General features: G+C 70.2%; 18 protein-coding genes. 13 read left to right on the plus strand and 5 right to left on the minus strand.

Annotated elements, in window-relative coordinates:
• Nucleotides 1-96: 96 nt before the first annotated feature.
• Together miv_RS17700 and miv_RS17705 are read left to right on the plus strand one after the other, a co-directional pair.
• Nucleotides 97-1,863, plus strand: a complete 1,767-nt coding sequence (locus miv_RS17700; RefSeq protein ID WP_048428848.1) for an ABC transporter ATP-binding protein — start codon at nt 97-99, stop codon at nt 1,861-1,863.
• A gap of 590 nt (nt 1,864-2,453) precedes the next feature.
• A complete protein-coding gene (locus tag miv_RS17705; protein WP_207177955.1) occupies nt 2,454-2,966 on the plus strand; it encodes a DMP19 family protein in 513 nt (170 codons plus the stop codon).
• A 234-nt stretch (nt 2,967-3,200) separates the two neighbouring features.
• Here miv_RS17705 and miv_RS17710 read toward each other — a convergent pair whose 3' ends face one another.
• Complete coding sequence (locus tag miv_RS17710) at nt 3,201-3,665, minus strand: GtrA family protein (protein WP_244748572.1); 465 nt, start codon at nt 3,663-3,665, stop codon at nt 3,201-3,203.
• A gap of 106 nt (nt 3,666-3,771) precedes the next feature.
• A complete protein-coding gene (locus miv_RS17715) occupies nt 3,772-4,554 on the minus strand; it encodes an SDR family NAD(P)-dependent oxidoreductase (protein ID WP_207177957.1) in 783 nt (260 codons plus the stop codon).
• Between the two features lie 167 nt (nt 4,555-4,721).
• Here miv_RS17715 and carB point away from each other — a divergent pair, with 167 nt between their 5' ends.
• From carB to miv_RS17730, 3 genes are all read left to right on the plus strand, one after another.
• Nucleotides 4,722-8,195 carry a carbamoyl-phosphate synthase large subunit gene (gene carB, locus miv_RS17720; RefSeq protein ID WP_058619883.1) on the plus strand — a complete coding sequence of 1,158 codons (3,474 nt, stop codon included), beginning with the start codon at nt 4,722-4,724 and terminating at the stop codon, nt 8,193-8,195.
• Nucleotides 8,196-8,317: 122 nt separating this feature from the next.
• Complete coding sequence (greA, locus tag miv_RS17725; RefSeq protein ID WP_048428844.1) at nt 8,318-8,794, plus strand: transcription elongation factor GreA; 477 nt, start codon at nt 8,318-8,320, stop codon at nt 8,792-8,794.
• 178 nt (nt 8,795-8,972) lie between these two features.
• Nucleotides 8,973-9,518: a hypothetical protein gene (locus miv_RS17730; protein ID WP_244748574.1), complete on the plus strand. Its 546-nt coding sequence runs from the start codon at nt 8,973-8,975 to the stop codon at nt 9,516-9,518.
• 16 nt (nt 9,519-9,534) lie between these two features.
• Here the strand turns inward: miv_RS17730 and miv_RS17735 are convergent, their stop codons facing one another.
• Both miv_RS17735 and miv_RS17740 read right to left on the minus strand, forming a co-directional pair.
• A complete protein-coding gene (locus miv_RS17735) occupies nt 9,535-10,041 on the minus strand; it encodes a type II toxin-antitoxin system YhaV family toxin (protein WP_058619882.1) in 507 nt (168 codons plus the stop codon).
• A 3-nt stretch (nt 10,042-10,044) separates the two neighbouring features.
• Entirely contained in the window at nt 10,045-10,371 is a 327-nt protein-coding gene (locus miv_RS17740; RefSeq protein WP_058619881.1) for a type II toxin-antitoxin system PrlF family antitoxin, read from the minus strand.
• Between the two features lie 250 nt (nt 10,372-10,621).
• Between miv_RS17740 and miv_RS17745 the strand changes: the two genes are divergently transcribed.
• Nucleotides 10,622-11,179: a sigma-70 family RNA polymerase sigma factor gene (locus tag miv_RS17745; protein ID WP_420865533.1), complete on the plus strand. Its 558-nt coding sequence runs from the start codon at nt 10,622-10,624 to the stop codon at nt 11,177-11,179.
• Nucleotides 11,176-11,919 (plus strand): anti-sigma factor, encoded by a 744-nt coding sequence (locus miv_RS17750; protein WP_207177958.1) that lies wholly within the window; start codon nt 11,176-11,178, stop codon nt 11,917-11,919. The genes miv_RS17745 and miv_RS17750 overlap by 4 nt, the downstream gene beginning before the upstream one ends.
• Nucleotides 11,920-12,058: 139 nt before the next feature.
• Here the strand turns inward: miv_RS17750 and miv_RS17755 are convergent, their stop codons facing one another.
• Nucleotides 12,059-12,613, minus strand: a complete 555-nt coding sequence (locus miv_RS17755) for a fasciclin domain-containing protein (RefSeq protein ID WP_048428840.1) — start codon at nt 12,611-12,613, stop codon at nt 12,059-12,061.
• A 209-nt stretch (nt 12,614-12,822) separates the two neighbouring features.
• Here miv_RS17755 and miv_RS17760 point away from each other — a divergent pair, with 209 nt between their 5' ends.
• The 6 genes from miv_RS17760 to pdxA all read left to right on the plus strand — a co-directional run bounded on the left by miv_RS17760 (nt 12,823) and on the right by pdxA (nt 21,208).
• Nucleotides 12,823-13,722 (plus strand): LysR family transcriptional regulator, encoded by a 900-nt coding sequence (locus tag miv_RS17760; RefSeq protein ID WP_048428839.1) that lies wholly within the window; start codon nt 12,823-12,825, stop codon nt 13,720-13,722.
• 198 nt (nt 13,723-13,920) lie between these two features.
• Nucleotides 13,921-15,336 carry an aspartate ammonia-lyase gene (gene aspA, locus miv_RS17765; protein WP_207177959.1) on the plus strand — a complete coding sequence of 472 codons (1,416 nt, stop codon included), beginning with the start codon at nt 13,921-13,923 and terminating at the stop codon, nt 15,334-15,336.
• A 184-nt stretch (nt 15,337-15,520) separates the two neighbouring features.
• Nucleotides 15,521-16,837, plus strand: coding sequence for a dicarboxylate/amino acid:cation symporter (locus miv_RS17770; protein WP_048428837.1), 1,317 nt, complete (start codon nt 15,521-15,523; stop codon nt 16,835-16,837).
• A gap of 1,087 nt (nt 16,838-17,924) precedes the next feature.
• The gene (locus miv_RS17775; RefSeq protein WP_280529451.1) at nt 17,925-18,956 is read left to right on the plus strand and encodes a 2-keto-3-deoxygluconate permease; all 1,032 of its coding nucleotides are present in this window, start codon (nt 17,925-17,927) and stop codon (nt 18,954-18,956) included.
• 3 nt (nt 18,957-18,959) lie between these two features.
• Nucleotides 18,960-20,213, plus strand: coding sequence for a four-carbon acid sugar kinase family protein (locus miv_RS17780; RefSeq protein WP_207177960.1), 1,254 nt, complete (start codon nt 18,960-18,962; stop codon nt 20,211-20,213).
• A complete protein-coding gene (gene pdxA / locus miv_RS17785) occupies nt 20,210-21,208 on the plus strand; it encodes a 4-hydroxythreonine-4-phosphate dehydrogenase PdxA (RefSeq protein WP_058619873.1) in 999 nt (332 codons plus the stop codon). The genes miv_RS17780 and pdxA overlap by 4 nt, the downstream gene beginning before the upstream one ends.
• Nucleotides 21,209-21,213: the final 5 nt, after the last annotated feature.

Consider the following 21,213-nt stretch of genomic DNA (forward strand, 5'->3'; position numbering starts at 1 on the left):
GGAAGAGAGCGGAGAGGCTGCGGCGGGGTTCTTGCATCCCGCTCCTCTCCCGACCGTGAGCCGCACGCGTGCGAAGAACCGGGATCGATCGCCACGATGGATGACCTCTGCGCGTACGCCAACCGGCCCTGGGCCTTCGTGGCCCGCTACCTGCGGCGCCGCATCGTGCCCCACGCGGCCATCCTGGTCGCGGTTTTGGGCGCCGTGGCCTGCTCGGTCAGCACCCAGTACGGCCTGAAGGGCGTCGTCGACGCCCTCGGCAAGGGCCCCGAGAACAACCAGCTGATCTGGCCGGCGCTCACCGTCCTGATCTGCTTCATCGCCGCCGACAACATGCTGTGGCGGGTCGCGAGCCTGATCGCCAGCTTCACCTTCGTGAAGGTGACGGGCGACGTCCGCCGCGACCTCTTCCAGCACCTGACCGGCCACTCGCCGTCCTACTTCGCCGACCGGCAGCCCGGTACGCTCGCGAGCCGCATCACGGCGACCTCGAACGCGATCTTCACCGCCGAGAACATGTTCGTCTGGAACGTGATGCCGCCCTGCGCGGCGGCGTTCGGCGCGATTCTCTACGTCGGCAGCGTCAGCGTGCCGATGGCGCTGGGCCTGCTCGTGATCTGCGGCGGCGTGGTGGTGCTGATGTTCCGCATCGCCGCCGCCGGCAAGCCGCTGCACCACGACTTCGCCGAGAAGGCGGCCTCCGTCGACGGCGAGATGGTCGACCTCGTGAGCAACATGCCGCTGGTGCGGGCCTTCTCGGCCTACAAGCGCGAGTTCGCCCGCTTCGACCAGACCATCGGCACCGAGATGAAGGCGCGCAGCCGCTCGCTGCTCTACCTCGAGCGCCTGCGGATCATGCACGCCCTGATCACCGTCGTGGCGGTGCTCGGCCTGCTGTTCTGGGCGATCAAGATGTGGCAGGCGGGCAGCGCCACCGCCGGCCAGGTCGTGCTGGTCTGCACGCTGGGCATCACCATCCTGGCGGCGACCCGCGACCTCGCGGTGGCCCTCGTCGACGTCACCCAGCACACCGCCCGCCTGTCGGAGGCCCTGCGCACGCTGCTGCAGCCGCACGACCTGCGCGACCATCCGGAGGCCAAGCCCCTCGTCGGCGAGGGTGCGCGCATCACCTTCGAGGGCGTGGCGTTCAACTATCCCGACGGGCGCGAGGTGTTCGGCGACTTCAACCTCGACATCCAGCCCGGCCAGCGCGTCGGCCTCGTCGGCCGCTCGGGCGGCGGCAAGTCGACCCTATTCACCCTGCTCCAGCGCTTCTACGACCCGCAGACCGGCCGCATCCTCATCGACGGCCAGGATATCGGCCGGGTGACGCAGGAGAGCTTGCGCGAAGCGATCACGGTCGTGCCGCAGGACATCTCGCTGTTCCACCGGAGCCTGCGGGAGAACATCCGATACGGCCGGCCGGAGGCCACCGACGAGGAGGTGTGGGCCGCCGCCGAGGCCGCCCGCTGCACCGACTTCATCAACGACCTGCCGGGCGGCTTCGACACCATCGTGGGCGACCGCGGCGTCAAGCTCTCGGGCGGCCAGCGCCAGCGTATCGCGGTGGCCCGCGCCATCCTGAAGAACTCGCCGATCCTGCTCCTCGACGAGGCGACCTCGGCGCTGGACACCGAGTCGGAGGAGGCGATCCGCGAGGCGCTCGGCAACCTGATGAAGGGCCGCACCACCATCGCGATCGCGCACCGGCTCTCGACCCTGAAGGATTTCGACCGGATCGTCGTGCTCGACGGCGGCCAGGTGATCCAGGACGGCTCCCCGGAGCGCCTGGTCCATCTCGACGGGTTCTACCGCGACCTGATCCAGCGCGAGACGATCAAGCTGTCGCGCGAGGCGGCATGACGATCGGGGAGCCGGCCCCTCGTCCGGCTCCCCCCTGGCGAGCGACGTGAGCGTGGCGCCCGTGTCCCGGTCGGGAGGCGGGCGCCACGCTTTTTTGGTGCGGCGTGCCGGATGGGAGCGTCGTCGCGGACCCGACGCGCAGGGCAGGGATCGAGGCGGGCGAGCGGTCGGGGATCCGCGCCCACCATACCCCCGGCCCGCATAAGACGCCCCCGTTTCAATCGAGCCGTCGGGATTTGTGCGGTGCAGTGAACCTTTCGCCGCGACGGCCGTTGATGTCTCGTGCCGCCCATCGCCAGAGGCGCGTCAGCGCGTGGCGGCGGGCATCGTCCACTCCCGACAATCGAGGACCATCGATGCTGAAGACCATCACCTATGCGATGATCGGTGTCCTGGCCTGCGGACTCGTGGTGGCCGTCGTCGGCGCCTCCGGGACCCTGCTGCCCGGCTAGCAAGGAATCGCGTGGCCCGCTCCCGCAGCTGGCGGGGGCGGGCTTCCCCATCGTCATCGCGTTCGGCAGAATCGGCGGGATACCGTCGAGGAACCCGCGATGCCGAGACTGATCGTTCCGTTTCCCTCGGACGCCGACATGGCGGACGACGACAGCGTCGTCGAAAACTTCTTCGACTCCGTCCATTCCTACCTCGACCGGCACGTCCACGACACGGACCGGTCGATCGCCGAAACGGACTGCCCCGAGATCGAGGTTTGCCAGGCGCTGTTCTACGAAGCGCAGATCAACAACGGCGGCCACATCCAGTTCGTGTGCAACACGAACGACGACGAAGAGACGTACCGGGCCGTCGCCTCCGGCCTGATGCGTGTCGGCGCGCGGCGGCACCTCGCGGTTCTGCTCGATTTCGTGGAATGGCGACGCGGCAACCCCGCACTGATGCACGGGATGCTCCGCCAGCCCGATCCCTATCAAGGGCCGCACCGCCCGTTCTTCGATCGCTGCGACGACGCCTTCTTCGCCGAGAGCGAGGCGCGGATCAGCCGCTACGCGGCGGACTGGATCAGGTCGAGCGTGCACGTCGCCCAGGTGCCGATCGAGGAATACCTCGACTACAAGGCCGGGAGACGATCCCACACCCTGCTCTGATCCCGGCGGGTCGCAGGCGTCCTGCGGCGCGCCGGCAGGCATCCCGCCGCAGGACGCTCCGGCCACGCCCTCGCGCCAAGCCCCGGTGCCCAGCCCCGGTGCCAAGCCCTCGCGCCCGTGGCGTGGCCAGCCCTGAACAGACTGGCGTCGGCAGGCCAACGCCTCGCCCGCTCAAGCTCTTGCTTCGTCACAGATTCCTTCTGCCGAACCGGCGTCCGCTTCGGCAAAATCTGCTCAGCCGGCGCGCGGCGCCCCGTCCGGCAGGACCGGGGACGACCGGTCCGCGAAGGTCCAGACCCGGTGGCCGAGGAAGTTCCAGAACACCACCACCCCGGTCGCGACCACCTGGGCGGCCGTGTAGTGCAGGTCGAGGCCGCGGGTGAGGCCTGCCATGATCAGCCAGGTCAGCCCGAACCCGATCGCGGCCACAACCCCGAAGCGCCAGGTCGCCTCGGCATGGGGCCGGTCGCTGGCATAGGTCAGGCGGCGGTTGAGCCCGTAGGAGACCACGGCGCCGACGAGGTAGCCGGCGAGCGCCGCCGGAACCGGGTCGGCGCGACCGGTCTCGACCAGTGTCGCGAGGACGGCATAGTGGACGGCGAGCGCCGCGAGGCTGACGCCGAGATAGGACGCGAATTGCCGTCCCACCGCCGACAGCGCGTCGAGGGTCCGCAGGTTCGATTCCGGTTCGCTCGCCACGACGCCACTCGTCATCACCGGGCGAACGGACGGCGCCCTCCCCCCTGTCTAGCGCCCGGCACTGAACCGAAGATGACCCGAACCGGGCGAAATCGGGGACGATCGCTCACCCCTGCAGGCGGGCCGCGACCTTGCGGCTGAGCCAGCGCGGCATCAGGCGGGCGGCAAGCACCGCCGCCCGGTTGGCCGCACCGGGGATCACCACCGCCCGGCCGGCGAGATGGCCCGCGACCGCCGCGCGGGCCACCGCCTCGGCGGTCATGACGTTGCCGGTGAAGCGCTTCGCCCCGCCGACATCCGCCCGCTGCGAGAATTCCGTGGCGGTGGCGCCGGGGCAGACCGCCGTCACCACGACGCCGTGGGGTCGTGCCTCCTCGTAGAGCGCTTCCGACAGGGACAGCAGGTAGGCCTTGGTGGCGTAGTAGGCCGCCATGTTGGGGCCCGGCAGGTAGCCCACCACCGAGGCGACGTTGAGGATGCCGCCCTCCCGCCGCGCGATCAGGCCGGGCAGCACGAGCCGCGACAGGATCGTGGGCGCGGCGACGTTCACCATCACCATCTCGGCCTGGTCCCGCGCCGGCAAGGTGGAAAAGCGGCCGCGCAGGCCGAAGCCCGCATTGTTGACGAGGGTGTGGAGAACGAGGCTCCGCGCCCCGATCGCCGCGGCCAGCCCCTCGGCCCCGCCCGGGGCCGCGAGATCGGCCGGCACGACGACCACCGGGACGGAGAGTTCCGCCGCCAGCGCCTCCAGCCGCTCCGTGCGCCGGGCGCTCAGCACCAGCGGGCGCCCCCGCTCCGCGAAGGCGCGGGCGATCTCCATCCCGATCCCGCTCGACGCGCCGGTGACGAGCGTCCAGCGCGCATCTCCCCCGGTCTGCCCTGCCGTCATGTCCCGGTCTCCGGCCACGCCCTTCCCCTGATCTGCACGCCTATGCTAAGGGCGCCCAACGCAATCCCCGCCGCTCCCGGACGTTCCGCTCCCGCCTCGACGCCTCACGCGCCCCGAGGACGGGCCTCTGGAACGAGGCAGCGCGCCGCACGAGTCTGAAGCGTCCGATGCCCAAGCGCACCGATCTCTCCTCCATCCTCATCATCGGCGCGGGCCCGATCGTCATCGGCCAGGCATGCGAGTTCGACTATTCCGGCACGCAGGCCTGCAAGGCCCTGCGCGAGGAAGGGTACCGGATCATCCTGGTCAACTCGAATCCGGCCACGATCATGACGGATCCGGATCTGGCCGACGCCACCTATGTCGAGCCGATCACCCCGGAGATCGTCGCCCGCATCATCGAGAAGGAGCGGCCCGACGCGCTCCTGCCGACCATGGGCGGCCAGACCGCGCTGAACTGCGCCCTCTCGCTCAAGCGCATGGGCGTGCTGGAAAAGTTCGGCGTGCAGATGATCGGCGCCACCGCCGAGGCGATCGACAAGGCGGAGGATCGCAGCCTTTTTCGCGATGCGATGACCAAGATCGGGCTCGAGACCCCGAAATCGGCGCTCGCCAACGCCTCCGCCGCCAAGAAGGCCGATCGTGAGAAGTACCTCGCCGAGGTGGCCCGCATCGAGGCCGCGGAGGGCGACGAGGCGGCCCGCAAGACGGCGCTCGCCGCCTTCGAGAAGAAGTGGGCCTCCGGAGAGAACGACCGGCGCAAGCGCTACGGCGAGCACGCGATCGGCCAGGCGCTCGTCGCGCTCGCCGAGGTCGGCCTGCCGGCGATCATCCGCCCCTCCTTCACGATGGGCGGCACCGGCGGCGGCATCGCCTATAACCGGGAGGAATTCCTCGACATCGTCGAGCGCGGCATCGATGCCTCGCCGACCAACGAGGTCCTGATCGAGGAATCGGTCCTCGGCTGGAAGGAGTACGAGATGGAGGTCGTCCGCGATAAGGCGGATAACTGCATCATCGTCTGCTCGATCGAGAACGTCGACCCGATGGGGGTCCATACCGGCGACTCGATCACGGTGGCACCGGCGCTGACGCTGACCGACAAGGAATACCAGCGCATGCGCGACGCCTCCCTCGCGGTGCTCCGCGAGATCGGCGTCGAGACCGGCGGCTCGAACGTGCAGTTCGCCGTCGACCCGGCCACCGGCCGGATGATCGTGATCGAGATGAACCCGCGGGTCTCGCGCTCCTCGGCGCTCGCCTCGAAGGCGACCGGCTTCCCGATCGCCAAGGTCGCGGCGAAGCTCGCCGTCGGCTACACCCTCGACGAGATCGCCAACGACATCACGGGTGGGGCCACCCCGGCCTCGTTCGAGCCGACGATCGACTACGTCGTCACCAAGATCCCGCGCTTCGCCTTCGAGAAATTCCCGGGCGCCGAGCCGACGCTGACCACCGCCATGAAGTCGGTCGGCGAGGCGATGGCGATCGGCCGGACCTTCGCGGAATCGCTCCAGAAGGCCCTGCGCTCGCTCGAGACGGGGCTTACCGGCCTCGACGACATCGAGATCGAGGGCCTCGGCAAGGGCGACGACCGCAACGCCATCAAGGCGGCGATCGGCACGCCCACCCCGGATCGCCTCCTCAAGGTGGCGCAGGCCCTGCGGCTCGGCGTCAGCCACGAGGAGGTGCACGCCTCCTGCAAGATCGACCCGTGGTTCCTGGAGCAGCTCCAGGGCATCATCGATCTCGAGACCAAGGTGAAGCGCTTCGGCCTGCCGAAGACCGAGGGCGCCTTCCGCCAGCTCAAGGCGGCGGGTTTTTCGGATGCGCGCCTGTCGGTGCTCGCCGGGATCGAGGAAGGCGCCGTGCGCGCCGCCCGCCGGGCCCTGTCGGTGCGGCCGGTCTTCAAGCGGATCGACACCTGCGCGGCCGAGTTCAAGTCGCCGACCGCCTACATGTACTCGACCTACGTCGCTCCGTTCGCGGGTGCGGTGGCCGACGAGGCCCAGCCCTCGGACGCCAAGAAGGTCATCATCCTCGGCGGCGGCCCGAACCGGATCGGCCAGGGTATCGAGTTCGATTATTGCTGCTGCCACGCCTGCTTCGCGCTGACCGACGCGGGCTACGAGACCATCATGGTCAACTGCAACCCGGAGACGGTGTCGACCGACTACGACACCTCGGACCGGCTCTATTTCGAGCCGCTGACCGCCGAGGACGTGCTGGAGATCATCGAGACCGAGCGCCAGGCCGGCACGCTGCACGGCGTGATCGTGCAGTTCGGCGGCCAGACCCCGCTGAAGCTCGCCCGGGCGCTCGAAGAGGCTGGCGTGCCGATCCTCGGCACCTCGCCGGACGCGATCGACCTCGCCGAGGACCGCGACCGCTTCAAGCGCCTGCTCGACAAGCTGCACCTCAAGCAGCCCAAGAACGGCATCGCCTACTCGGTGGAGCAGAGCCGTCTGATCGCCGCCGATCTCGGCCTGCCCTTCGTGGTGCGCCCCTCCTACGTGCTGGGCGGGCGCGCGATGGCGATCATCCGCGACGAGACCCAGTTCGCCGACTACCTGCTCGACACCCTGCCGAGCCTGATCCCGTCGGACGTCAAGGCGCGCTACCCCAACGACAAGACCGGCCAGATCAACACGGTCCTGGGCAAGAACCCGCTCCTGTTCGATCGCTACCTGTCGGACGCGATCGAGGTCGACGTCGACGCGGTGTCGGACGGCAAGGACGTGTTCATCGCCGGCATCATGGAGCACATCGAGGAAGCGGGCATCCACTCGGGCGATTCCGCCTGCTCGCTGCCGCCGCGCTCGCTGTCGCCCGAGACCATCGCCGAATTGGAGCGCCAGACCCGTGGCCTCGCGCTGGCGCTCGAGGTCGGTGGCCTGATGAACGTGCAGTACGCGATCAAGGACGGCGACATCTACGTCCTCGAGGTGAACCCACGGGCCTCGCGCACCGTGCCGTTCGTCGCCAAGGTGATCGGCGAGCCGATCGCCAAGATCGCCGCCCGGGTGATGGCCGGCGAGCCCCTCGCCACCTTCGGCCTCAAGCCCAAGACGCTGCCGCACATCGCCGTCAAGGAAGCGGTCTTCCCCTTCGCCCGCTTCCCCGGCGTCGACGTGCTGCTCGGACCGGAGATGCGCTCGACCGGCGAGGTCATCGGCCTCGACCGCGGCTTCGGCGTCGCCTTCGCCAAGAGCCAGCTCGGCTCCGGCACCCAGGTGCCGAAGAGCGGGACGGTCTTCGTCTCGGTGCGCGACGACGACAAGGCGCGCATCCTGCCGGCGATGAAGCTGCTCGCCGAGCTCGGCTTCACGGTGCTGGCCACCGCCGGCACGCAGCGCTACCTCGTCGAGAACGGCGTGCCCGCCACCCGCATCAACAAGGTGCTGGAGGGCCGCCCGCACGTCGTCGACGCGATCAAGAACGGCGACATCCACCTGGTGTTCAACACCACCGAGGGGGCGGGCGCCCTGTCCGACTCACGGTCGCTGCGCCGGGCCGCCCTCTTGCATAAAGTGCCGTACTACACCACTCTCGCCGGAGCGATGGCCGCAGCAGAGGGGATCAAGGCCTATCTCGGGGGTGATCTCGAGGTCCGGGCCCTGCAGGAATATTTCGCGGCGTAAAGTCGTAAGAACGCGAAAGAGCCCTATCTCATCCCCTCGCGCCCGCGCGAGACATTCGGAAACAGGCCCGGTCGGGAGGCTCACCCTCTCGCCGGGCCGATTATTTGTGACGCGAGACGACGATGGACAAGGTTCCGATCACGGTACGGGGTTTCGCGGCGCTCGAGGCGGAGCTGAAGCGCCGTCAGCAGGAGGAGCGTCCGCGGATCATCCAGGCGATCGCGGAGGCCCGCGCGCTCGGCGACCTGTCGGAGAACGCCGAGTACCACGCCGCCAAGGAAGCGCAGTCCCACAACGAGGGCCGGGTGCTGGAGCTGGAGAGCCTGATCTCCCGCGCCGAGGTCATCGACGTGTCGAAGCTCTCGGGCTCGAAGATCAAGTTCGGCGCCACCGTCAAGCTGATCGACGAGGACACCGAGGAGGAGAAGACCTACCAGATCGTCGGCGAGCCCGAGGCCGACGTCCATGCCGGCCGGGTCTCGATCACCTCGCCGATCGCCCGCGCGCTGATCGGCAAGGGCGTCGGCGACACCGTCGAGGTCGTCACCCCGGGCGGCGGCAAGTCCTACGAGATCGTCGGCATCCAGTTCGGCGCCTGATGCACCGAAGACCGTCCGGCGCCTGATGCGCCGAAGGACGTTCGGCGCGTAACCACGCCGAAGGATGTTCTGCACCCGAGCGCCGGAAGCCGACCGGCGAAGCGTTGCCGGAGCGGCGGCCGGGGGCTATCTCGTCCCTCACGAGGTGGCCCCGCCGGTCGCCGTGGAGACGACGCCGATGCTGCGCTGGTGCAAGTCCCTGATCGGCTCCCTGATCGGCCGATCCCTGGTCGCGGCCGCCCTGGCGGCGGCCACCCTCCCCGCCTCCGCGCAGGAGGCCGCGCTGCCGCCGGCGACGCGCTTCTCGGCCATCCAGGTCGATGTCCGCCCCCTCCTCGCCACCGGCCTCGGCATCTATGCCGAGGGCGTGCGGGCCGAGTTGCAGGCGGCGCTCGCCCAGGCCTTCGCCGGCCGGGTCGGCGGTCCCGGCCCGACCCTGGTGGTGCGGGTGACCGGCCTCTCGCTCAACCCCTATGCCGGCAGCGAGACGCGCAGCGGCGGCCGGGGCGGCGGAGGCGGCAACGCCACCAACACCGACTATCTCGAAGGCGAGGCCCTGGTGGTCGACCGGGGCGGCACCGTGCTGCTCCGCCACCCCCAGCTCTCGGCCACCAATGCCAGTTCGGGCGGCGCTTGGTACGACCCGGCCTCGGAGCGCCGGCGCGTGGCCTACATCGCCGGGCATTACGCGGCGTGGCTGAAGAAGGGGTTGGGGCTGGAGTAGGGCTCCGGCCGGACGCTCATTCCGCCCCCGAGGGCGGATGGTCGAGCGGCTTGGCCTGGTCCAGCCGCTCGGTGGCGGCACGGTCGGACGCTGCCGCGAGCAGCGTCTGCCAGTCGTCGGGTGGGTTGCCCGCGTCGAGCATGCCCTTGAACACCCGATAGGCATCGGTCTTCGCGCCGTAGGTTCGCAACGTGCTCTGATCGTTCACCCAGGCGAAGATGATGACCTTCGATCGGCTGTCGTAGCGGAAGAACAACCGGAACCGGCCATTGCCGAACTTGGCCCGGAACCAGTGCTTTCGAGCGCTCCCGAGCGTGCCGCCCTGGCGGTAGTCCGGACGTGTCGGATCGGCCGGGATCGTCTCGAAGATGAGCGTCACCAGCATCGCGAGGAGCTTCGCCTGGGCCGTTCCCCGGTATCCCTCGGGATCGGCCGCCTTGGCCTTTTCGACCGCCGCCGTCGCCCTCCCGAGCTGATCGAGCAGGAGCGGATGGGCAAAGAGGGTCCAGCCGTTGACGACCATGGTTCAGAGCGTCACGGCCCCGTCGACCTCGTCGTCGAGATCGACGCTCATTCCTTCCGTGAGGACGGCCATGCGCTCCGCGAGGTCGGCCGGGAAGGCCGTGATGCGCGCGGGATCACGGGCCATGTCCTGCGCGAGGAACGTCAGGAAGGACTCGATCACCGGGTCCGTCTCATCCTGTGCCGCGAGAAGACTCACCCGGCCGCCTTCGTCGACGACGAAATCGATCTCACCGCCGTAACCCACACCGAGGGCTTGGCGCACGACCTTGGGAATCGTTGTCTGCCCCTTCGACGTGATCTTGCTGCGCTCGCGGACAAGGGCCGACATAGCCGCCTCCATCACCCCAAAAGTAAGGAAAAAATCTTACTTCAAGGAGTGCGCTCTGGCAACGGTAACAGGCCAGCCGTGAAGGATGGCCGTCGCCTGGTCCAGCGGCCCGCGAGGCGGGAAGCCGGCCGCACAGGATGCCCCCTCAAGCGCTTGTCCCCGGCCTCGTACCGCGCCGAAATCGTGCTATGGCGCGTCGGTGGCCGGGTCTCGCGGGACGGGCGGGACCGCACGGTGCGAAGGGGGAGCCGTGCTGAACGAGAGCGTGTCTGCCGAGGCGGATCTCGCGCGGTCGATCGTGGCCGTGGCCGCCGGCGATCGCGCGGCCCTGCGCGCGCTCTACGAGGCGACGGCGCCGAAACTTCTCGGGATCGTCCTGCGTATCCTCAAGGATCGAAGCGCGGCCGAGGATGTGCTGCAGGAGGTGTTCGTGCGCGTCTGGCAGCGGGCAGACAGCTATGATCCGCTGGCCGGACCGCCTCTGGTCTGGCTCGGGGCGATCGCGCGGCACAAGGCGATCGACCGCATCCGGCAGGACAAGGCCGCGCGCCTGATCCAGGCCGAGGACGGCTGGCTGGAGCGCCTCGCCGACACCCGCGACGGGGAGACCGACCTCGCCCGGCGCGATGCCCTGGCCCGCTGCCTCGACAGCGTCGAGCCCGGTCACCGCGACTGCCTCGTCCTCGCCTATTGCGAGGGCTGGTCGCGGGAGGAACTGGCGGCCCGGCACGACCGGCCGGTCAACACGATCAAGACCTGGCTGCGCCGCGGCCTGACGAGCCTGCGCGGCTGCCTGGAGGCGGCATGAGCGGCGGGACCACCGATCGCGGCGTGCCGTTCTGGGCGGAGGATCCCGACGGGACGGCCGGCGAATACGTGCTCGGCACCCTGTCCGCGTCCGAGCGCGCAGCCTTCGCGCAGGCCCTGCGCGGGGACGCGTCCCTGCGCGCCGCCGTCGCGGCCTGGGAGGGACGGCTCGCACCGCTCGCCCAAACGGCCCCCGTGGTGGTGCCCGCTCCGCGGGTCTGGGAATCGATCGAAGCCCGGATCGGCACCGGAGGCGCCGGCGGTCGGGCGGACGCGCCGGATTCCGGCATCGGCCGGGACCGCATCGTCCGGCTCGAGCGCGGAATGCGGCGGTGGCGGATCGCGGCGGGGTTGGCGAGCGCGCTCGCGGCCGGCCTCGCGCTCTGGATCGTCGTGCCGCATCCGGCCGCCGATCACCGGCAATACCTCGCCGTGGTCGACCGGGGCGGCACCCTGCCGGCCCTGATCGTGCGGGTCGATCTCGGCGGCCAGACCGTGCAGGTGCGCAGCCTCGCGGCGGAGACGCCACCGGATCACAGCCTCGAACTCTGGTATGTCGGCGCGGGCGCCCCGCCCCGCTCGCTCGGTCTCGTCGGCCCCTCGCGGCTGACGCTACCGGCGGGCTTGGGCGGCGTCGCCGACGGCGCGAGCCTCGCGGTCTCGGTGGAGCCGAAGGGCGGCTCGCCCACGGGAGCGCCGACCGGGCCGGTGGTCTATTCCGGGCGCCTCATCCGCGAGTGATCCCCCGCGCGGAATTCCTCGTCGGGCGCCGGATCGGCTGGACCGGACGCGGACGATCCCCCGCAAGCCCGCTCGTCGCGAGGGGATGCGGGGGACCTCGGATCGCGGGATCCGGCCGGGGCCGGATCCCGGGTGCGGATCAGGGCATCAGCACGCCGTTGATCACGTGGATGACGCCGTTCGACTGCATCACGTTGGCGATGGTGACGCGGGCGGTGTTCCCCTTGGCGTCGGTCACGACCAGCCCCTTGCCGCCGCGGGCCATCGTGACGGTCAGGGGCTCGCCCTGCGCCGTCTTCAGCGTGGCCTCGCCGCCGCCCTGCTTGACGAGCGCCATCAGGTCCTTCGACGTGTAGGTCCCCGGGACGACGTGGTAGGTCAGGATGCTGGTGAGCTGCGCCTTGTTCTGCGGCTGCACCAGCGACTCGACGGTGCCCGGCGGCAGCTTGGCGAAGGCGGCGTTGGTCGGCGCGAACACCGTGAAGGGCCCCGGGCCGGAGAGCGTATCGACGAGGCCCGCGGCCTTCACCGCCGCCACGAGCGTGGTGTGGTCCTTCGAGTTGACCGCGTTCTCGACGATCGTCTTGCTCGGATACATCGGCGCGCCGCCGACCATCGGGTTCTTGGCGAGCGCCGGGGCCGCGGCAAGGCCGAGGCTGAGACCGAGAGCCAGGCGGAGAAGGGTCTTGGACATGTCTGCTTCCTCGCGATGCGCCCCATCCGGGCGTCGCAGGCCCCTACGCGGGGCGGGAGCGGGAAAGTTTCAGCCTCCCGCGCGAATTCGCGCGAAAAAACGTCCGGCGCCTCGAGGCAGGGCCGGCGCGACCAAAACCGTGCGCAAGGCGGGCTCCTTGCCGTAATCTGACCGAGGGGGGATGCGGTTTCCCCATCCGGACGCCCAGAATGGAACTCAAGTGGATCGAGGACTTCCTGAGCCTCGCCGAGACCCGCAGCTTCTCGCGCTCGGCGGAAGCCCGTGCCGTCACCCAGTCGGCCTTCAGCCGGCGCATCCGCTCGCTGGAGGTCTGGCTCGGCACCGCGCTCCTCGACCGCAGCACCTACCCGATCACGCTCACCGCCGACGGGCGGCAATTCCTCGAGACCGCCGAGGAGGTGGTGCGGCTGCTCACCCTGAGCCGGGCCGATTTCCGCGCCCGCAGCGACGGGGCCGGGCTGCCGGTGGTGACGATCACGGCGCTCCACTCGCTCTGCCTGTCGTTCCTGCCGCGCTGGCTCGGGCGCATCCGTGACGCGCTCGGGCCCGTGGCGAGCCGGGTCCTGCCGGACAACTTCAACATCTGCGTCCAGGCGCTGGTCGAGGGCGGCTACGACCTCCTCCTGACCTATCACCATCCGGGCATCCCGATCCCGCTCGATCCCGAGCGCTATCCCTGCCGGATCGTCGGCCGCGACAGCCTGGCGGCGGTGGCCGCCCCCCGCGGGCTGGTGCCGGATGCTCGCGGCCGCCTGCCGCTCCTGCAATATTCCCGCGGCTCGTTCCTCGGGCGGCTGGCGGGGATCGCGCAAGGGGGCGAGGACGCGCCGGCGACCTACCCGGTCCACACCAACGAGAACTCGATGGCCGAGGCCTTGCGCTCGATGGCGCTGGGCGGCCACGGCATCGCCTGGCTGCCGCGCAGCCTGGTCGAGCCCGAGATCCGCGCCGGGGCGCTGACGGTGCTCGGCCGCGAGATGCCGATGGACATCCGGCTCTACCGCAGCGCCGAGCGCCACCGCTCCTTCCTCGACGAGGTCTGGGCGGTCGCCGCGGAAGACCCGCCAAACTATTCGGATGCGGAATAGTTCATGCCAACCATAGCATTGGCGGCCGGCGCGATGCGGGATTATTCCGCCGCCATCCGCTGACGGCGCCGCGGCTCCTCCCGAGCCGCCCCGCCCGATCCGGCCTCGATCCGTCCATCCGACGCGACCCCGGACCCGGTCCGCCCTCCGGCGCGCCGGAGCGCGGTCGCGCGCAAAAAATCCGCCAGGAGCCCTCCCGTGACCGCCAGCCCCACCCGCATCGAGCACGATCTTCTCGGCGACCGGGAGGTGCCGCAGGCCGCCTATTACGGCATCCACACCCTGCGCGCCGTCGAGAACTTTCCGATCACCGGCACCACGCTCGCCACCTGCCCCGACCTGATCCGGGCGCTCGCCGCGATCAAGCAGGCGGCGGCGCTCGCCAACCGCGAGCTCGGCCTGCTGGATCCCGAGCGGTGCGACGCCATCGTGGCGGCCTGCATCGAGATCCGGGCCGGGGCGCTCCACGACCAGTTCGTGGTCGACCAGATCCAGGGCGGGGCCGGCACCTCGACCAACATGAACGCCAACGAGGTGATCGCCAACCGGGCGCTCGAATTGCTGGGCGCCGAGCGGGGCGATTACGGCCGGCTCCACCCCAACGAGCACGTCAACATGGGGCAGAGCACCAACGACGTGTACCCGACGGCGCTGAAGATCGCCGGGATCGGGGCGATCCGCCGGCTCGTCGACGCGATGGCGGCCTTGCGGGGCAGCTTCGAGGCCAAGGCGGAGGAGTTCCGCGACGTCCTCAAGATGGGCCGCACCCAGCTCCAGGACGCGGTGCCGATGACGCTCGGCCAGGAATTCGGCACCTACGGGCGGATGCTGGCCGAGGACGAGGCGCGGCTCGGCGAAGCCGAGCTCCTGATCCGCGAGATCAACCTCGGCGCCACCGCGATCGGCACCGGCATCACCGCCCACCCGCTCTATGCCGGCCTCGTGCGCGAGCGGCTCTCGACCATTACCGAGATCCCGCTGATCACCGCCGAGGACCTGGTGGAAGCCACTCAGGATTGCGGCGCCTTCGTGCAGGTCTCCGGCGTGCTCAAGCGCGTCGCCGTCAAGCTGTCGAAGACCTGCAACGACCTGCGCCTGCTCTCGAGCGGGCCGCGGGCGGGCTTCAACGAGATCAACCTGCCGGCGCGCCAGGCCGGCTCCTCGATCATGCCCGGCAAGGTCAATCCGGTGATCCCGGAGGTCGTCAACCAGGTCGCCTTCGAGGTGATCGGCAACGACGTGACGATCTCCTTCGCGGCGGAGGCCGGCCAGCTCCAGCTCAACGCCTTCGAGCCGGTGATCGCCTACAGCCTGTTTCGCAGCCTCGCCCACCTGGAGGCGGCCTGCCGCACCCTCGACGTGAACTGCGTGCGCGGCATCACGGCGAACCGCGAGCGCCTGCGCGCCAGCGTCGAGAACTCCATCGGCATCGTGACCGCGCTCAACCCCTATATCGGCTATCGCAACGCCACGGCGATCGCTATGGAGGCGCACGCCACGGGCCGGGGCGTCTACGACCTCGTGCTCGAGAAGCAATTGATGGCCCGCGACCAGCTCGACAGGGTGCTGCAACCCGACCGGCTGACGCGCCCGCAGGCCCTCACGGCGATCTGACGATCGCGGGAATCCAAAGTTCGCGGCGATCGAGGGATCGCGGTGACCTGACGTTCGCCGCGATCCTTCGATCGCCGGCACGCACCGGACGGAAACGCCAGACATCCGCGGGAGACCCCGGGCACAGGATCGTGCCCCGGGGCTCTTTCCGCACATCCGTTCATCTTCGGGAGGAACACGCACCATGGCACACGTCGAATCGACCGGACGCTCGTCGAGCCGGCTGACCCTCTATACCGGCATCGGCCTGGCGCTCGGCGTCGCGGTCGGCGCGGTGCTGCACGGCATGGCGGGCAGCCCGGCCGAGGCGAAGGAGATCGCCGGCTACTTCACCATCGGCACCGACATCTTCCTGCGGCTGATCAAGATGATCATCGCGCCGCTCGTCTTCGCCACCATCGTGTCGGGCATCGCGAGCTTCGGCGACACCAAGGCGGTCGGCCGCGTCGCGGGCTTCGCCATGGGCTGGTTCCTCACCGCCTCGATCGTCTCCCTGTCGCTCGGCTTCCTCGTCGCCAACATCTTCCAGCCCGGCGCCAGCCTCGGCCTGCCGCTGCCGGACGCCGCGGCCCAGACGGGGCTCAAGGCCGCCTCGATCAACCTGCGCGAGTTCATCACCCACGTCTTCCCGACCAGCATCGTGTCGGCGATGGCGACGAACGAGGTGCTGCAGATCCTGGTCTTCTCGGTGTTCTTCGGCTTCGGCCTCAGCGCGATCGACCGCCGTTACGCCGATCCGATGGTCCACATGCTGAATGGCCTCGCCGCGGTGATGTTCAAGGTCACCGACGCGGTGATGAAGGTGGCCCCGCTCGCGGTCTTCGCCGCCATGGCCTCGGTCGTCACCATCCAGGGCCTCGGCGTGCTGATCGACTACGGCAAGTTCATCGCCGTGTTCTATCTCGGGCTGGCCGTCCTGTGGGCGCTCCTGATCGGTGCCGGCTGGCTGGTGCTCGGCCACAGCGTCGTGCGGCTCCTGCGCCTCCTGCGCACTCCGATGATCGTCGCCTTCTCGACCGCCAGCAGCGAGGCCGCCTTCCCGCGCACCGTCGAGGTGCTGGAAAAATTCGGCGTGCGCCCCCGCGTCACCGGCTTCGTTCTGCCGCTCGGCTACTCGTTCAACCTCGACGGCTCGATGATGTACCAGGCTTTGGCCTCGCTGTTCATCGCCCAGGCCTTCGGCATCCATCTCGGCGTCACCGAACAGCTCACCATGCTGCTCGTCATGATGGTGACCAGCAAGGGCATCGCCGGCGTGCCGCGCGCCTCCCTGGTCGTGGTGGCCGCCACCGTCCCGATGTTCGGCCTGCCGGCCGCCGGCATCCTGCTGATCATGGGCGTCGACCAGATCCTCGACATGGGCCGCACCGTCACCAACGTGCTCGGCAACGGGCTCGCCACCGCCGCGGTCGCCCGCTGGCAGGGCGAGATGCAGGAGGGCACCGACGAGACGGCCGAGGCTCCCGCCGCGGTCGCGGTGCCGACCGGCAAGGCGGCCTGAGACGGCACTGGCGTCCCGCCGGCCGCAGGGCCGGCGGGGCAAATCGCTTCGACGCCGAGCGCGAGGTTTCGTCCTCTTCCTGCCCGCATGGGGCTGGTCGGAAAATGAAGGCGTGGGTTCCCCTCCTCTCCCCGCCCGCGGCTAGCGGATTTACATGCCGCTTCTGAAGCCCAGCTCCTTATGAGAGCGGACGCTTTCCCGTCCTCAGGCGATCCCGGGCTATCGAGTATGGCTGCAAGTTGTGTGGAGGTCTGTCCGGAGGAAAATCCCCTTAAGAAGCAAGTGCGGGGGATCCCCTCTCCCGTGTGGGCTAGCGGATTCACACTTCTCCTCTGAATGCTAACCCATTGAAAGTATGCGCGCTTCCCCTCCCCCTTGTGGGGAGGGGCTATGGGGATCGAAGATCCCGCGTGGGGGTGGTGCAGAAGGCACCGCTGAGCCTTATCCGGCACCACCCCCACCTCCGGCTCCTCCCCACAAGGGGGAGGAGAGGCGCGCTACATTCAAAAGGAGAAGGGCTCAAACCGAGATGTGTGAACATGCTAGCCCGTGTGGGAGAGGGGTAGGGGCGATCGAAGATCGCGCAGGGTGACACGGTTCAGGATCAAGTACGAAACGTCCCGCTGCCGGCACGATGCTCAGCGCTTTACATTGTAGCGTGTCACCCTCACCCCCGACCCCTCTCCCACTCGGGAGAGGGGAGGCGCGCTATTCTTTCCTCGGATAGCCCTGCCACAGGGGAAGAAAGGGCTCGTTACTCTCACATGGAAATGCGCTCGAACCGAGTTGTGTGAATACGCCAGCCGCCCGCGGGGAGAGGGGATCTCGCGCTTGAGACCGACGACACCCTGTTCCGGAGCGACGACGACCGGGAATGACGGAGTCGTACTACCCGCGGTCGATCGGTCCACCGGCTCCGCAGCGACCCACCCGAGCCCCGATCCCGCCCGTCCCGCGCACTCCGCCCGCCTATTATGCGTACATCGCGCAATCTCGCGATTGACTCCCCCGTCGTTCTGCGCTCTTCAAGCAATAACAGACGGAGTATCGCGCCATTCGATGCGCGATTTCCGCATCGGAGGAACGCATGGCGACGGAAGCGGACAAGGACCTGGGCGGAATCCGCATCAAGCGCGCGATCGAGCGCGTGCCGGGCGGAATGATGGTGGTCCCGCTGCTGATCGGCGCGGTGATCGCCACCCTGTTCCCGACGACCCCGAAGGTGTTCGGCTCGTTCACCGGCGCGCTGTTCACCGGCGCCCTGCCGATCCTGGCGGTGTTCTACGTCTGCATGGGCGCCAGCATCGACTTTCGCGCCACGCCCTACATCGTCAAGAAGGGCGGCACGCTGCTCGTCGTGAAGGTCGGCATCGCGATGATCCTCGGGGTGGTGTTCGGCCGCCTGCTCGGCGAGGCGCCGATCGGGGCCGGGCTGTTCGCCGGCCTCTCGACGCTGGCGATCGTGGCCGCCATGAACGACACCAACGGAGGCCTCTACATGGCGCTGATGGGCCAGTACGGCCGCCCGCGGGACGTCGGCGCCTACACGATCATGTGCCTCGAATCCGGCCCCTTCCTCACCATGGTGACGCTCGGCGTCGCCGGCCTGTCGGCGTTTCCCTGGCAGACGATGGTCGGCAGCATCCTGCCGCTCCTCGTCGGCATGCTGCTGGGCAACCTCGACCGCGAGATGCGCGCCTTCCTGGGCCGGGCCGTGCCGGTGATGATCCCGTTCTTCGCCTTCGCGCTCGGCACCGGGCTCGACCTGACCAAGATCTGGCAGGCGGGTCTGCTCGGCCTCGGTCTGGGCGTCGCCGTGACGGTGCTCACCGGCATCCCGCTCTTCTTCGCCGACCGGCTCACCGGCGGCACCGGGGTGGCGGGGGTGGCCGCCTCCTCGACCGCCGGCAACGCCGCCGCGGTCCCGGCGATCATCGCCGCCGCCAACCCGGCCTATGCGGAGGCCGCCGCCCCCGCGACCGTGCTGGTCGCCGCGACCGTGGTGGTGACCGCGATCCTCACGCCGCTCGCCACCGCCTGGACCGCCAGGCATTTCGGCGAGCCGGCGGACGGCGCGGCCGAGCCGGCCGAGGCCGCGCCCGTGCCGGAGCGCGCCTGAGCCATGACGCGCCGCTGGCTCATCCTCGCCGACGACCTCACGGGCGCGGCCGATTGCGCCATCGCCTTCGCCCGGCGCGGGGCCACGGCCTGCGTGCAATGGGGCGAGGCGGGGCCCGGTGCCGGAGAGGCCGTCCTGTCGCACGATGCCGACAGCCGCCAGCTCGGCCCGGACGCCGCGGCGGCCCGCCACGCCGCCCTGGCGGAGCGGTTGCACGACCCGGACCGGGCCGTGTTCAAGAAGATCGACTCGACCCTGCGCGGGCAGCCGGCGGCGGAACTCGCCGCCACCCTCGACGTCCTGCGCCGGCGCATGGGCGGCGCCTTCGCGATCCTGGCGCCGGCCTTCCCGGCGACCGGCCGCACCACCGAGGACGGGCAAATCCGGGTCGCCGGCCGGCCGCTCGCGGAGACCGAGCTCTGGCGCCGGGACCACACCTACCCGACCGGTGCGCTCTCCGCGATGCTGGACGGGGCCGGGCTCACCAGCACGACGATCCCGCTCGCGACCGTGCGGGCCGGCGGCGAATCCTTGCGCGCGGCGCTCGACGCCGCGTCGCGGGCTTCCGCGGTCGCGGTGCTCGATGCGGTGGAGGACGACGACCTCGCCCGGATCGCGGCGGCGGGCCTCGCCCTCGACGCGGCCGGCCTCGTCTGGGTCGGCAGTGCCGGCCTCGCCCACGCCCTGGCGGCGGCGGAAGCCGCGTCGCCCGCCCCGGCCCGGACGGTCGCGAGCGGCCCGGGCGGCACGCTGGTGGTGGTGGGGAGCCTCGCGGCCATCTCCCGCGCCGCGGCCCGCAGGCTGGCGGCCGGGACGCGGCTGCGCCACGTCCCGGTGGCGCCCGACTGGCTCCTCGACGCGGGCGAGGCCGAGCGGCGGCGCTGGTGCGACTCGGTCGGCGCCCGCCTCGCCGTCGGGGACGACGTGCTGGTCGAGGTCGCGATGGGCGAGGCGCCGGATCTCGCCATCGGCTCGCGCCTCGCGACCGCGCTCGGCACGCTGCTCGCCCCGGCCGCTCCCCATCTCGGCGCCCTGGTGGCGACCGGCGGCGAGACCGCGGCGGCGCTCCTGGCCGGATTCGGGGTCGACGGCCTGGCGCTGGTCGACGAGATCGAGCCCGGCGTCTCCCTCGGGGTGACGCGGGGCCGGATCGCCGTCCCGATCGTCACCAAGGCGGGCGCCTTCGGCAGCGAGGACACGCTCCTGCGCGCCGTCCATCACCTCCGGGCCATCAGACACGAAGGGTCTCCGACATGAGCCGACCGACCGTCGCGATCACCATGGGCGATGCCTCCGGCATCGGCCCCGAGATCATCATGAAGGCGCTCGCCCGGCCCGACATCGCGGCGCTCTGCCGACCCGTCGTGATCGGCGATGCCGAGCGCCTGCGCGAGGCCGGCCGCATCGTCGAAAACAACCTGACGGTGCAGGCCGTCGCCTCGCCCCGCGAGGCGACCGACGCGCCCGGCACCGTGGCCTGCGTCGATCTCGGGCTGATCCCGAAGGATCATCCGTTCGGACGCGTCTCGCCGGTCTCCGGCGAGGCGGCGTTCCGCTACATCGAGCGCGCCGTCCAGGTGGTCCAGGCCGGCGAGGCCGCGGCGATCTGCACCGCGCCCCTGAGCAAGGAGGCGCTGCACGCCGCCGGGCACAAGTATCCGGGCCATACCGAGCTTCTGGCCGCGCTCACCGGCACGCCGGAAGTCTCGATGATGCTGGTCTCGCCGAAACTCCGGGTGATCCACGTCACGACGCATATCGGGCTGATCGACGCCATCGCGCGGATCGAGCCGGGCCTCGTCGAGCGGGTGATCGCGCGCGGCCACGACACCCTGGTCAAGGCGGGACTCGCGAATCCGCGGATCGGCGTCTGCGCGATCAACCCGCATGCGGGCGAGAACGGCCTCTTCGGCCGCGGCGAGGAGGCGGAAAAAATCACGCCGGCGGTTCAAGCCTGCCGGGCCAGGGGCTGGCGGGTCGAGGGGCCGCTGCCCGCCGACACCCTGTTCTTCCTGGCGGGCCGGGGCGACTACGACCTCGTGGTGGCGATGTACCACGACCAGGGCCACGGCCCGATCAAGGTGCTGGGCCTGGAGGCGGGGGTGAACATCACCGTCGGCCTGCCGGTGATCCGCACCTCGGTCGATCACGGCACCGCCTTCGACATCGCCGGCAAGGGCATCGCCGACGAGGGCTCGCTGGTCGAGGCCCTGCGCCAAGCGGTCGATCTGGCCCCGCGCCGGGCGGTCTGACGGCC

The organism is Methylobacterium indicum, assembly GCF_017347565.1.
Lineage (GTDB): Bacteria > Pseudomonadota > Alphaproteobacteria > Rhizobiales > Beijerinckiaceae > Methylobacterium > Methylobacterium indicum.